This window comes from Candidatus Poribacteria bacterium (assembly GCA_021295755.1).
Taxonomy (GTDB): Bacteria; Poribacteria; WGA-4E; order WGA-4E; family PCPOR2b; genus PCPOR2b.
Window position 1 is genome coordinate 924 of record JAGWBT010000101.1, and the last position, 13700, is coordinate 14623.

The 13700-nt window shown below is 49.0% G+C and carries 12 protein-coding genes and 1 pseudogene; 5 read left to right on the forward strand and 8 right to left on the reverse strand.

Going from position 1 to position 13700, the window contains the following annotated elements:
• Positions 1–431: 431 nt before the first annotated feature.
• A complete protein-coding gene (locus J4G02_14735) occupies positions 432–1124 on the forward strand; it encodes a hypothetical protein (GenBank protein MCE2395826.1) in 693 nt (230 codons plus the stop codon).
• 72 nt (positions 1125–1196) lie between these two features.
• Positions 1197–2078 carry an amidohydrolase family protein gene (locus J4G02_14740; protein ID MCE2395827.1) on the forward strand — a complete coding sequence of 294 codons (882 nt, stop codon included), beginning with the start codon at positions 1197–1199 and terminating at the stop codon, positions 2076–2078.
• A gap of 115 nt (positions 2079–2193) precedes the next feature.
• Here the strand turns inward: J4G02_14740 and J4G02_14745 are convergent, their stop codons facing one another.
• From J4G02_14745 to J4G02_14775, 7 genes and pseudogenes are all read right to left on the reverse strand, one after another.
• Positions 2194–2544, reverse strand: a complete 351-nt coding sequence (locus tag J4G02_14745) for a phytanoyl-CoA dioxygenase family protein (protein MCE2395828.1) — start codon at positions 2542–2544, stop codon at positions 2194–2196.
• Between the two features lie 16 nt (positions 2545–2560).
• Entirely contained in the window at positions 2561–2950 is a 390-nt protein-coding gene (locus J4G02_14750) for a hypothetical protein (GenBank protein ID MCE2395829.1), read from the reverse strand.
• Between the two features lie 79 nt (positions 2951–3029).
• Complete coding sequence (locus J4G02_14755) at positions 3030–4211, reverse strand: hypothetical protein (GenBank protein ID MCE2395830.1); 1182 nt, start codon at positions 4209–4211, stop codon at positions 3030–3032.
• A 21-nt stretch (positions 4212–4232) separates the two neighbouring features.
• Complete coding sequence (locus tag J4G02_14760) at positions 4233–5423, reverse strand: hypothetical protein (protein ID MCE2395831.1); 1191 nt, start codon at positions 5421–5423, stop codon at positions 4233–4235.
• 181 nt (positions 5424–5604) lie between these two features.
• Positions 5605–6594: pseudogene (locus J4G02_14765) on the reverse strand (restriction endonuclease).
• Positions 6595–6727: 133 nt separating this feature from the next.
• On the reverse strand, positions 6728–7486 hold the full coding sequence (locus tag J4G02_14770; protein ID MCE2395832.1) for an NAD(P)-dependent oxidoreductase: 759 nt from the start codon (positions 7484–7486) through the stop codon (positions 6728–6730).
• Between the two features lie 22 nt (positions 7487–7508).
• Complete coding sequence (locus tag J4G02_14775) at positions 7509–8315, reverse strand: hypothetical protein (GenBank protein ID MCE2395833.1); 807 nt, start codon at positions 8313–8315, stop codon at positions 7509–7511.
• 206 nt (positions 8316–8521) lie between these two features.
• Between J4G02_14775 and J4G02_14780 the strand changes: the two genes are divergently transcribed.
• The 3 genes from J4G02_14780 (at position 8522) to J4G02_14790 (ending at position 11954) form a co-directional block, all read left to right on the forward strand.
• Positions 8522–10036, forward strand: coding sequence for a PDZ domain-containing protein (locus J4G02_14780; GenBank protein MCE2395834.1), 1515 nt, complete (start codon positions 8522–8524; stop codon positions 10034–10036).
• A 316-nt stretch (positions 10037–10352) separates the two neighbouring features.
• Complete coding sequence (locus tag J4G02_14785) at positions 10353–11249, forward strand: hypothetical protein (protein MCE2395835.1); 897 nt, start codon at positions 10353–10355, stop codon at positions 11247–11249.
• 45 nt (positions 11250–11294) lie between these two features.
• Positions 11295–11954: an AAA family ATPase gene (locus tag J4G02_14790; GenBank protein ID MCE2395836.1), complete on the forward strand. Its 660-nt coding sequence runs from the start codon at positions 11295–11297 to the stop codon at positions 11952–11954.
• Between the two features lie 42 nt (positions 11955–11996).
• On the opposite strand, the gene J4G02_14795 is transcribed toward J4G02_14790, so the two are convergent.
• Positions 11997–13700 (reverse strand): DUF4159 domain-containing protein (locus tag J4G02_14795; protein MCE2395837.1); only part of this gene is annotated, 1704 nt, incomplete at its 5' end.

Consider the following 13700-nt stretch of genomic DNA (forward strand, 5'->3'; position numbering starts at 1 on the left):
AGTCCCCCTGACAAGGGGGATTTAGGGGGTTGGTTCTGCATTGAAAGTGTATCAATAATTCTAAACTTTACTATAATCACAGACTCATAACAATCACAGACTCATAACACCTGTTCAAAGAATCACTTAATTGAAGACTGGACATAATTCGACGTAATTCAAGGCGTATCATCGCTCGATTCACGCGAGGGCATCTTGCAAAATTGTTGGGACATTTTCCCTTGCTCAACACGTTGGCAAAATCAACTTTTACCCATTGAGGAAGGTTCAGGACAATACCAGATTGTACTTTATGCTTCATTTAGTGAATCACTAAACAGCGTGTGCGATATTGTTTATTGTGAATTGACAAATCTACAGCATTTTGGGATAATCCCTTATCCTTTAAGACAGATTCGTAACAATTGGCCGATTAAGAGGAGAATGGCGCAATGCAAATACCCGATTTTGCTAAGACAGATCTCAGCCAGTTGGTGGACAAGGATCTGCAATTCCTGATTGAGCATTTCCCGAAGCCGGGGCGGAGTTATGAAGAGATTGCTCAATTGATTCATCATCTGCCGAAAACGCTTGAATCTATGCTAAACAGTGAATCCTTGTTCAACAAGATCCGCGATCGAAGTCTGCTGATATTGGAGATTTCACCGTTTCTATTCTTCAGTGTACTCCTGCGTCGCAGCTTAATGGATCAGAGAATCCTGGGAGATAAAAAGGTAATCAACTATATCGCCAATCTCCTTAGCCTGTTTGTCAGGACAGATCGATTGCATCGCATTCATCGGAATGATAAACAAACCCATCACTATCTGACGGACATGGTTCAAGAAGCAGCAAATGCAGACACCCGCCGTCAATTCCTCATCTACTCTCACATTGGCAATTATTCACTTTATCTCACAGGCATCTTCCCACAGTGGATTGAATATCGTCGTCGTTATAAAAACCGTCCGGTAAGCACACAATTTTATATCGATTTTGGACGGGAATATTATGAACGAGCGTCATCACATACAGTGGCACGGGAATATGATCTCGGTGAGGTCTTTTTCCGTCTGTCAATTATGTTTGAAGTTTATAAAGAAGCACTCAACCACCTCGCAAAACAGTATTTAGTTTTGTCATGACCGAGGAAAATAGATGAATCGGAAGGTGAAAAGAGTGGAAAGGGCGGGAGAAAGGTAGGAGGTATAACAGACATGGATAAGGTAGATGTACATGTGCACGTATTTGCCAAGCTGAGTGACGAATATCCGCGCGGCGTCAGTGGCTTAGCACCAGCGGACAAAGAAGCCCCAGCTGAACAACTCCTGCGAGAGATGGACGCGGCGGATATCGACAAGACGGTATTGGTCGATATGGGGGGCACTCGGATCGAGGAGCATAGGTATGTAACCCACTGTGTCCAGAAGTGGCCCGACCGCTTCACCGCGACCGGGCTAGTGGATGCAGACGATCCAGATCCATCCACGTGCCTGAAGGAATTGGTCGAAGCTACCGGTATTGAAGGTATCCGAATTGGCGATCTAGGCAATCCGAATGCCACACGTGTCGAGGACCTGAAGGCTTACCCTCTGTTTCAGTGTGCGGACGAGTTGGGCGTCAACATCAATATCTATACAGGTAGCCCCAATATCGACTGTGTCGAGATGTTGGCGGGTGCTTTTCCAAACCTCAACATCTCTCTGGATCATCTCGGTATCATGCCGAGTACTCCCAGCGTAGTAGACCGCTGGGGACGCCCCCGCTTTGATGATGAGTGCTTGCCGCCTGCAACCTACTCACGGGTTATCGACATGGCACGGTTCCCCAATGTGTACATCAAGGTTTCGGGCGAGTACGCTTTTTCCAAGAAGCCTTGGCCCTACGAAGACATGAAACCGATGGTCGAGCAAATCTACCAAGCCTATGGACCTGAACGCATGATGTGGTGTACAGATTCTCCATGGATCCTCGAAGAGCCGGGCTACCAGAAACTGGTGGATCTAATCGATTTTCACCTACCTTCTCTCCGCAAGGACGAAAAAGACAAAATTATGGGCGAGACTGCGTTGAAGATTTGGTTCAAAAGGGGGAATTGAGGAGGAACGATAAGATTGGCAGAGGAACTTGGACTCTCGTGCAACGGAGCCGATTCGTTGGAGGACAGGAGCTACCTCAACGAACCGGAGAAACTGTGTATCAAGTGTGTCGGTCCTATTGAAGCAATTCTCTAGGGATGCGAGAGCCAGTGTATTCCTGATTCGGGTCGCGGTTAGCAATGATCTCAGGAATATCGCCCTCCCAATTGTCAGGAATTGTCATGGGACGCTTATGCCACGCTAAGATCAGGGTTCGCCGCTCGTCTGTCAGGTTCCTGTGCGCTGAATGCAAGACACGGGCATCCGCTAAGACAAGCGCGCCCGATTTGGCAAAGACGTTTACCTGATCTGGGTGATCATTGAACATGATTGGATGATCCTCCTCAATAAATCGAGCCCCTTGTTCGTGAGCTGGAACCAGTTGATCGTGCAGCGGAATGCGGTTAAGATGGGTGCCGGGGATAATCTTGAGACAGCCGTTTTCAACCGATGGTCTGCGGCCATGGCGAACAACTCATCGGATCGTTCCATAGCATCCAATCTTGGTGCCAATAGAGCGCGGGTTCGTCAGGATCCTTAGTAAGGATGATAATTCCTCCGGTGCTTTCGAAATCTCCAAAGCCCATCTGTTCAAGTGCGACGCGTGACGGTTGCCAATCCAACAGTTTCTGGATAATTGGGTTGTCCGCACCCCGCACACCCACATGTTGCCCTTGATACCTCACGTCAGGTGGCGGTTCATGCCCAGCAATCAAGCGCTCTGATTCTTCTCGGAGTTCCTGTAAAAAATCTTCAGCTAAGACATCATCTACCACACAGTAGCCATCGCGTATCACCTGTTCTCGCTTTTGCAGCGCTACCTCTGGTGTCATACTGTTCTCCTTCATATTATTTTTACTTTAATCAACAGAAATATCCTTTAATTACCATAGCCATCGTAAAACGTAAGATTCAAGCCCGTCCGTGATGGGATTCAGCCGGCGCACGATACTCCACCCGCAGATGTGGGGTTTCCAGACGCTGATGGTCTTGTATCCGCGAAGTTAGACAACTCTCCAGCATCCCACTGACAATCAGGGTACGCTCTGCCGGATAAGGGGCAACCCCGGTCATAATCATCTCCACAATCTTAGCAACTAAGCAAGCGGAGTAGGTCACGTTGGGTGTCGGTGGTAGGAAGAACTGTGTGGACACCGGATCCGGTACGTCTTTGAGTCGCGCAGCGAAGCAGTAGTCTCTGATAGCACCGTTGAGCATGAGTAGCGTGGTTTGAAGTCCATCGTTGCGTTCGATAAGATAGGCTGCTGGATTTTCAACTAACTTCTGCAGTTCACCGCTGCCAAGCAGATCTTGAGTCCGACCATCTTCCTCCGTCAGTCCACACGGGCTGTCGCACCGAGAGAGTGCTGATTCCAGAAGTTCTTTTGACCAACCTCCTGCCTCGCCAGCCTCCCACACCGCATCCCCTTCGATTAATTGAACCGCCTTGACCCCGGTCTCACCGTCTTTGCGGCGTTCAACCATGCACTGCATGGCTTCGAGGGCGTGATAATCCATCGGATCGGAGCCGCCGACTCCCACCATCAAGGCGCTTTCGATTTCGCAATCGAGCGGCAGTTCGACATCTGGCAGGCGCCAAGTTACTGGTAGGGATGAGCCGGCGAGGATTGGGAATCCCAAGCAATGCCCGTCAGCCACCATCTCCTGTGCCTTCTCAAAACTGTAGGAGAGATGTTTATCGTTGTAGATTGGCACAGCGCGTCCATCCTCCTCGAAGACTTTTACACATTCCTTGAAAAATTCGTAGCGTGGGTAGAGAACCTGACCTTTCTCATTCTTGGGATATTCACCATGTTCACCAATGAGTAACACAGCATCGACAGCGAGTTTGTCTCCTCCACAGCGCAATGCCTCGGAGATGGTCGGGTACACGGAGAAGCCGAACTCACGGGCACGGTCAATGGATTGGTCCCCTTCGGGTCTCTGGTCAACGTAGAGGGAAACGACTTGGGTGTCGGGACGGTGCCAACGGCCCTCGTAGGGGTAGCCAACCATGAAGCGGTCGGCGAAGTGTTGGGCATGTGACAGGTAGCGATAGATGGTGGCAATCACAGCGATACGTTTCGACGCCATTTACGTTTTTCTCCTGTGGAATCAGGTTCTCCAGAAAGTCGATTCTTTCGTCGGTTGATAAGAAATATTCAGGTGCGGTGTCTCCTGCCGCGTCTGATCCTGAAAGAGACTCTCCACACCAGCAGCAACCAACCCGGTAGTGAGCAGCGTGCGCTCGACTGGATAGGTCGCCACTCCGCTCAGGAACATCTGTTCAACATTGTTGACCAACGGCGAAAAGAAGTTGGCAAGAGTCGTGCGGGCTGGGGGCATCGGCAGGTACATCTGCGTGGACAGAGCGTCCTGATCTTCAAGGTGAGCGGCGAAGTTGAAATCCTGCACCAATCCATTCATAAGGATCATGGTTGCTTTTAGGCCGTCCAAATACTCATACTGGTAGGCGATTGGGTCTTCGACCAACTGCTTCATTTCGTCTAAGGTTGGAAAAATGTTGTTGAATCCTTGTCGTGAGGGGGTGAGGGTGTGACTGCGGCAGAGTGCTGCTTCAAACAGCTCACGCGACCACAGCTCCTCGTGATGCGCCTCCCAGAATTTGTCGCCACGGTAGGCTTGTAGCCATTTGACACCTTTTTCGCCACCTGCGCGGCGTTCCACCATACACTGAATAGTTTCCAAGGCGTGGAAGTCGTAGCTGTCAACACCACCGATCGCGATACATAGTGCCTCACGGACACGGGCGCCCAACGGCATGTCAATGGACGGGGTGCGCCAAGTCACCGGCAGGGACGATCCCGACATGAACGCAAAGTCCATCTCTTGAGAGATGTCATACATCTCTTTTGCCCAGTCCCAGTTCCACGAGAGGTGTTTATCGTTGAAAATGGGCGCAGTTTTGCCGGTAGTTCTGTAGACCGAGACAACCTGCATGAAGAGTTCGTAGCGTGGGTAGAGATGCTGCCCCTTCTCGTTGGTGGGATAGCTGCCGTGCTCGCCTATCAGTAGGACCCCATCAACAGCAAGGTCGCTCCCTCCTAGGGTGAGGGTATCAGCGACGGTCGGGTAGATTTTCATCTGGGGAAAGCGTTCCGCACGGTCACGGCTCAGGTCGCTTTCAGGTCGCTGATCGACGTAGAGCGAAACCAGATCCATAGACGGATGGTGATGCTGACCGTTCCAACCGTACCCCTCCAAGAAGCGATCGACGATGTGCTGACCGTGGGAATATTTGCGGTATTCTGTGACGATTGCCGCGATTTTGGGGCGTTTGGTCATCGTGTGAATATCCTTTTAGTCGATATATAATGGCTTTGTATTAGTTGCCGCGGTAGTTTTAGGAAATGTATCAGCGGTATTCTATCCATTTTGCTATCCGCTTGAATTGTGACAATCAACATAGATTTTCAGGCATCCGTAAGACCGCAGTGTCTCCGGGAGACCACGCAAACACCGTTAACTATTCGGCGGGGAAGTATACTCTAACTAGCGGCATCAACACCCTGCCTTCAATATCAAAACCCTCATAGTGGCGCACAATAAGGTCTGCAAGATCATCAAGCCCCAATAGAGTTAGAGGAACATTTGAACGATCTTCTTCATATCTGGCGTCCTGTGTAAAACCGCCGGTGCTGATATATAACCCTGTGTCACCTTCTCGTAAACCGCCAAGAAAACTACGAATATCTGGAGCCCCCATGGTTGTTCCCGGCCGGTGTTTTACCTGGGCCTTAATCCTCGGTTCTTCAAGCCCAAGTCCGTCTGGGGAAGCTAGTACGTCAACTCCCCGATCTCTTCCTTTAGGCATAACCCGAGTTTTGTATCCCATGGCTCGCAGAATCGTTGCTGCTAGATCTTCCACTTCATCAGGGGATAGCCTCAATAGTTTGTCTTTGATAAGTTCATGGGCTCGTGCAACGGTATCCGCCCTGATTTGATCGAATCCGTTATCATCTTCCTCGGTATTTTCTGGCGACGTAGGTTCTCCCAGATGAGATAACAATTCTGTCGATACTTCTTCATTTACTGAAAAGAGCGTCTGGATACCACCTAATGAATTTCTTGAGGAAATAGATAGCACATCCCGGCTTACACTGCCTTCCCAATCAACTTTTCGTAAATGAGCGTAATCGGAGATCTCCTCGGCAATTTCATCGGTATCCTAATAGTAATCACTTATAATTCTACCGATAAGGTACTTGCGATTCTGACGATCATAAGTTACCACCTTTTGATTTGCCTCAAGTGTAGATCGGAACTTGTAAATCATGGACACAGCGTGTGCCGCTCTACCCGGTCTTTCGTTGGGATATGCACGATCATATCGCTCTCTGATTTCTTCTTGAGAAGTTACCGTGCTTAAATCACCGAGTTTATGCCAGCCAATAGCGATAAGTTCACGGGTAACAAATTCCTCAATGAGGTATCCGCCCTGTCCAGCGCGCACCATCCACATTATTGCCATAATCGTTTATCCCTATGCCTTTTCATATTTATATCTTATTGTTTTATAGGCATCGTTCTCAATTCCGCTTCTATGCACAGAGATGCTATACCAATCAATGAAAGAAGAAGTATTATCTTCACCGATACTGCTCCAAATCGCCCCGGTACTCCAGCCCTAGCACACGACGTGACCGTTCCACATTGCAGGTCTTATCGGCTTCGGGGGTGCCCACAATATGAAAGATATCGAAGTCGATTGCCGTGGACTCTATTCCGAGACGACACGCTTCCGCTAGATCGTGGCGACACACACAGCCATTCCGTACCGGCGCATCTTCGGAGCCTAGTTCCTCTCGGCGCTTGTTGATTCCCAATCGACTGTCCACGATATAATCCGGGCGCAAGACGATGATCTGCGACCCGTGGGCATCGTAAAATTGCCGACACATCTCTTCCTGCAAACGCTTACAAACCGCGTATTGACTGCCATCAGGTCTTCTAACATCCGCCGTAAAAAATATCCCTTTGGGATGTACAGTCTGGCATGAACCGATGTGCACCACGCGATTAATACCGCGCTGTCGTGCAGATTCCAGCACATTCCACAAACCCTTCAAATTGACCAAGAATGACTGCGAATCATCAACGCCGTAGCCCCCGAAAGAGACCGCGAGATGAATAACTGCGTCCATTCCCTCTATGGCGTTGTGAACAGCGGAGAAGTCCACAATATCTCCGTAGATAATCTCTCCGTCCTGCCATTCGCCCTCAATATCTTTCCAACCCTCCCATGCCTCCGGTCCCCGATCAAAAGCGCGAACCTGATGTTTGCCTTTCAAATTGGCAAGCACAGCTCGCCCCATCCAACCGGCTGCGCCAAATACCACCACCTTCATCTATCATGTTCCTTTCGCAATTTTATTGTACTATGCTTGATTTCAGCAGCCCCCAAGTAGTTGTCAGCTTGCCCTGCGCTTCTACCGCGAAAGGATTCTTTTCGGGTTCAGTGACAAATACATTGTCTACCTCGATTACAGCCTCTAGTGTCCCAAAACCGATGCGCCCTTCCCCTTGTATGTTGAAATCCTTAACATCAACGAGGGCTGGACCGTATTGACCCAAGACCGCTGCTGCACCATTATCTGTGAGGAAAAAACGGTAGCCCGCCGGGTGATTTTCGATTTTGATCCAGTACTCTGTGCCCTTATCAACTTTCGTTTTCGTTTCGGTTTTTTCAAACTCCTTCACAATATGCCGTATATGCCGGATCACAACGGATCTTTGCCCGTCTTTGTTCAGTTCCCAATAAATGACATGACGGCGCAAGCTCTGCTGCATCCGAGGTGGCAAAACGTCTTTACCGCCAAAACCCGCACCTTCATCACTGTGGAACCGCCAAATGAGGAGTGGGCTTTTACCGGCTGCAAGTTGTATTGTTGAATAAAACCAATAGTCATTCCATTCTTCATCCCAATGACCATCGGATACGAGGATCAGATTTTTACCGTTTCGTTGGTTCTGTATTAACTTACCATTTTTAATAGCCCACGCCCCAGAGACCGTGTGCCATTTTCCTGTGCCGTTCAGTTTGTCATTCGCCTTATCAAAAGTATCTTCAAACAAGATTTTCTGTGCTTGAGTCAAATTTGGTAGGATAAGGATGCTCGCTACAATAAACATTACGGCGAGAATCCATTGCTTTTGAGAATTTGTCTTATAACACATGGTTAATCCTCCCTTTCATTTTAGCAGCCAGACAGGTAAAAGCATCATACAGACGCTTCAGAAATCTGTTCATCGACACTTAAATAGAAATTATACCCTATTATCCCTCTAGTTTCCAACATGATCTGAACGGTATAGTAAATTTTGGTGAAACTTACCTATATACACAGTGTGTTATCGTTCAAACCGTAAGGGAGGTTAAAAACATGAAAGTGAATATACCCCAAATACGCAGCATCGTTTTTATCTGCATACTCGCCTTTGGCATACTCCAACAGGCTGTATGGGCAGCAGATGAACGACAAACATTGCAAACACTTAGCAAAAGTTTTACTGTGCTAGCACAGGAAGTTGGAGAAGTAGTTGTCGGAATTGAAACTGAGCAATTAGACAGAAATAAAGATTGGAAACCTCGCTTTGAAAACTTTGAACGTCGCGACGTATTCCCGTTCGCCCCAGAGGAATTTCGTCGTTGGTTGCGCCCAAACTCAGACCGAGATGAAAAGTCGGAAGACTACTTTTTCTTCTCTCCTGACCCGTATAAGGAAAAGCAGAAGTATAATGTGTTACCTAAAGATATACTCCCGCACGAGATTGGATATGAAGTCAATTTCGGATCTGGTATCCTGCTTGATGAATACGGGCACATTGCCGCTGTGACTGAATTGGTCGATGACAGCAAGAAGATGGCTATCACGCTTCAGGATGGCACGCGTCATGATGCTAAAGTAGTTGCATCTGACAAAGACACAGGGATTGCTGTGCTCAAAATCAATGCCGACGGACTTCCGACGACGCGATTCGGTGACTCAGATGACGTTGCCATCGGTGAATTGATGGTTGCCCTCGGGCATACCGTGGATCAGGAACCGGTGATTTCCTTGGGAATGATGAGCGGTGTTGGACGCAATCCGAATATCGTCAGTTATGAGAACTGGTTCGCTATCGACACAAATCAGCGTCACGGTTCCGGCGGCAGTGCAATTGTCAACACAAAAGGTGAAATCATCGGCATGACCGCTGGCAGCGCATCCAAGAGCACATTTGCCATACCGATTAACACAGTCAGACAGGTAGCAACAGAGCTAATCGAACATGGAAAAGTCGTACGCGGATGGCTTGGTGTTTCGATTCAGGAAGTCGATTCAGATCTGGCTGAGAAACTGGGGTTGGACAGACCGATGGGTGCCTTAATCAGCAATGTCTATGATGACACACCCGCTGTAGAATTTGGCTTACAAAGAGGTGATGTAATCGTCTCTATTAACAGTGAAGCGATTAAGAATGTGAATCACCTCCGCGCTACAGTTGCCATGTATAAGCCAACAACCACTGTCTCGATTTCCATCGTGCGCGACGGTCAAACACAAGCTATTTCTGTGACGTTGGGTGAACGTTCCGAACGGGTTGTTCAACATGGCAAAGGTTCTAAGGAATATGTAGATCTTTGGAAAGGACTCTCCCTTCAGAACCTGACAGCCGATTTGGCTGAAAAACTCGGACACACTAGCGATAAAGGAGTGTTAATTGCTGGTGTTGCGCCGGGCAGTGTGGCTGCCAAGGCGGGACTCCACAAAGGAGCCCTGATCCTTGAGGTCGAGAACCAGCCTATTCATAGCGTAGCGGAGTTCAAAGTGGTAGTAGAACAAGCAGCCGATGAAGCCAAAATCTTGCTACTCGTAAAACATGAGGGACAAGTACGGTATGTCACCGTAGAGTAAAAGTGGGTTAAAGCTGTTCAAAACTTGAACACTCCTGTCAAATATTTGCACAAAACTTGACATCTTTGCAGAGTTATGTTCTAATTATTTCAGGCTTCAGCGGGATGTCAGTTTTGGCACAAAGATTGCAACTTCTGTAATCACATTTGCCTCCAAAAAATTAATAGCCGGGTCAGTTTTGGGAATTGTGGCTTCCTTGAGTATTTTTCATTCGTTTCGAGGCTCGACTGGCACTCGCCTCGCCTACCAACTGGGATGCTTCCGTTGAAACTACATTTCCATCACCTAACCCGGCTTTTTTATCGAAGTTCCTACTATGAATCCATTCATTCAAATCGCTCAAGGTGTTGTTGGGGCGATTCTTATATCCCTCTTCTTCATTCTCAGATCCAGTTTCGGTGAAGCCCGCCATACGCTCAGTATCATTGGTGCTATCATTATCTTTATCGCAAGTGGCTACATTCTGCGGACACGGTTAATCCGATGGGGTAGTCGGCAGGTCTGGCTCAAATACCATCAACGGCTTGCATCGTTAGGATTATCGCTTGTTCTTATCCACTCAGCCGCCCAACCGCTCGTTTGGCATTCGTGGTTGGCGTTTACACTGGCACTACTCAATCTTGGAACCGGCGTTGCGGTCAGCTTCACTGCACATCGCGCACGACGCATCCTCCTCCGCTGCCATCTTGCCCTCGCACCAATCTTATTGCTTTCTGTTGTCCTACATGGCAGAGAAAAGTTAGACCACGATGAATTCTTCCCTTTGACAGAGGTTCACGATGTCCCATGCGCGAAATGCCATACGTCAGAGATGCTGCTGTTTACCATCGATCCGTACTTCCAGAGCGATCTAGATACTGGGGGGACTGCCTCAGAAAACTTGCAATGGGAGTTTGGTCTTCACGGAACCTCCCTTTCTCGACAGACAACGATTGCAACAAAAGAGACGGATAATCGCTGGCTGGTAACCGACGAAACAAACGAGGAGGAATATACGGTTAAGAAAGCGGACGATCGGCTAAGCGTCCATGCAGATGGTGTGTACGAGGCTTACACCTGCCTCACCTGCCATGTTCACAATACTCCAGAGATCCAGTTTGACCACGAGAGCCACGGAGTCAAATCCTACAACGCCTGCCTCAACTGCCATCAGACGGTCATCAATGGAATAAAATACGGAACTCGAAAGGCGAATTGGGAGTATAATCCGTGATAAGTTGCGAGACAACCGCGCTTAATTGGTGGGAAGGAGTTGTGCATGTCCCAAAACTTCAAACCGGTGACAGTTGGGATATCGGGTGGTTCAGCATCAGGGAAGACAACATTAGCAAAAACACTAGCGGAAGGGCTGAAAGAATTCTCGCCGGTGATTCTGCACCAAGATTACTACTTCAAGGATTGGTTGGAATACCCTCCAGAAGAACGGGAAAAGGTTATTACTGCGAATCATCCGGCTGCGGTTCGGTGGGAGGCACTACTAGGGCATATCCGTCAACTGATTGCCCGTCAACCGATTGAAACGCCACCCGAAGGAACGCGGTCGTTTGCCCGAGGAGATGCGCCTGCCACAATTCAACCGAGTGATCTGATTATCGTCGAAGGGCATCTTATCCTATGGGAGGCAGCACTCAGAGACCTGATGGATGTCAAACTCTTCGTTGATGTTGAACCGCATGAACGGGTGCTACGTCGTCTGTTGCGGGATGTCGCACAGCGTAGCGGTGACCTTGAGGGAGCGGTTGCGTGGTATCGTCGGGATGTCATCCCCAATTTCTCGGTCTACACTGAGCCGTGTAAAGCGTACGCCGATATCGTTGTGCCCTTTGTAGATGAGAATCCTGTGGCTTTGCAGACCCTTGTTGCGGGTCTACAGGATCGGATTTTGAGTCGGCGCACTTCGGTGAAACTTGAGATATGATAGGTAATAGAAATGTAGACGGGCGTATCTGATTAACAGATGCTATTCAACCGCTCCGATTCTTGCGGCCTGCGGCGCACGGGTTGGGACTCTTTGCTGCTCTCGCTTATTTTCCGGCACATAACCGGAGTAATCTGAAATTTTACCGTGGGTTAGCGCATAGATGGCAACGTTGGTCATAAAACGGTAGACGCCGGGTGAGTAGTGCACAGGACGGCTTGGCGGACTGACTGCTTCCATCGCGCACATATAGTCTCGACGAATGACCAGCACAGAAAGTTTGTCGCCAATAAAAATGCCTTCAAGAAAATTCCGTGATGGAAGATGAGAAGGGCGTCCATCCACTGCAAAATGGGAAAGTGACCCCTGATGATGGTAAATATCAAAGCCAATGGGTGGCCCACCCACTTGATAGAAGTTGTGATAAATTTCATGGCTGCTGGGAATACGTCCTACATGATATTCTGGCACGATGTACCGCATATTCGCCAGAAACAGACGGGTTATTGATTGAGCGGCAGCGTGGAAACCACAATCGTCAAAAATGAGGAGGCCTCCTTTTTCGACCAGATACCGCCGCAACGCCGCTGCTTCGGTTTCAGACAAGCGATTATCCAATTTACTGCCACCGTACTGACAAGCCATCGGGATCTTGGAACGGGCAAGTGCGGGATCATGACCCGTCATAAAAAGCAGAGGCGCTTTATGTAGGCTCGCATCGGTGAACTTAAGTGGTCCACCCTCAACGTTCATGTCTGTTCGGATTTGTGTCTTTTCATTGAGCCACTTTGTAAATGCGTTAAGTGAGGAAGCATCTGTCCACCAGTCCGAAAGACTGTGGCGGACACGAGTAAACCGGAGGACCCCACGAATATCGCGCCCTCTACCGACAACACGGCCTCCCGGCTCACCAAGAGGCAGGGGTGACACTTCAAGATTACCGAGTATAACACCATCGACCACCCCCTCCAAGGCGTCCCGAACAGCTCCAACCTCCTTGACCATCGTAAGCCCCGGTAGCAACTCAAACACATCAGTGATCCTGACCTGCACTTGCCCCCCAGAAATTCCACGACCACTACCTCCAATCCCACGCCCCATGTGCTTAACATTTTTACCTGCGCCGGTGACGGCGGATGAAGACTGTGCTAGCGTATCGGGCGCATCAGAAACAGGAGTATCTGTATGTGTTACGACTTGAGGTATAGGTGCATGGGGGTTGACCACTTTCGGTACATTGGGATTGATAGGGGCGTTAAGTTTCAACGCTTGATTTGAGAACGCGGAAACGGTCTGTGGTTGGACAGTGGCGGTACGAACGGCAACCGCATTGGTCGTTCTCGGTTGGATTTTAGCTGATTCAACGACGACTGTGTTTTTGATTGGTGCCTCTGGCTTTTGAACGGGTTTGATAACGGGTTTCCGAACTTGCGGTTTGAAGGGCGGATTCGCTGGCTGAGAGATTTCAACGCCTGTCAAATCCTTGAATGGTTGGCTTTGTGTTACCAGATACCCTCCAACTATACCGGCAAGACCGAGGTGGATTGCGAAAGAGATAGACCAAGCACGCGAAAGGGTTGACATAACTTTCATCCCCTTTAGTATGGATGTTCCCCAATCCTTACAGAAAATACCAAATGCGCTGAGAGAACGTCTGACCTTCTCGGCGATGCGGTGTTTGGCGCGATGCAGTCGGCTGGCAATGGCACGATGCGACAGTCCATGTTCCTCTGAGATTTCGTCATA